Annotated in this window: 1 protein-coding gene; it reads right to left on the bottom strand. The window is 46.3% G+C overall.

The features are described from left to right. Positions 1-516 (bottom strand): outer membrane protein transport protein (locus tag R7O13_RS30950; RefSeq protein WP_318305732.1); only part of this gene is annotated, 516 nt, incomplete at both ends.

Raw genomic sequence — 516 nt, 5'->3', positions numbered from 1 at the left:
CAACTTTTGCTGCGGTTGCGATGCCAGAGTCGTAGCTGCTGAATTCACCATCATCAAAATCTAGATCGACTTTAGAACGGTAGCCAAAGCCAAAACGGTTGTTTTCGTTAAGTTCAAATAGGGCACCGACGTTCCAACCCCATGCGAAAGTCTCACCTTCCATGCCAATTAGGTTATCGGACTTACTGCTACCAGAACCAAATAGCGGCGCCAACGCACCTTTATGACGTGTCAGTTCAGCTTCTGCATAAACTAAGTTGATGCCGCCACCAACACTGAATTTTTCGTTGATGCGGTAAGCAATGTTTGGATTGATATTGACAGAAAGTAGCGAGGTGTCGCCAGCCATATCACCCGCAGAAATATCATCTGGATAATCTGTTGCAACACCGTAAGTGGTGAACATACCGATACCCCAAGCCCAGTTGTCATTGATTGGGCTGATGTAATAACCCGCAGGAACCACTTGCAGTGGTGCTACGTCATCAGATTGATCTTTATGAAGCGTATCGCAAC

The sequence above is a fragment of the Vibrio sp. Y176 genome, assembly GCF_033438945.1.
This window is presented reverse-complemented; position numbering and strand designations above follow the sequence as displayed.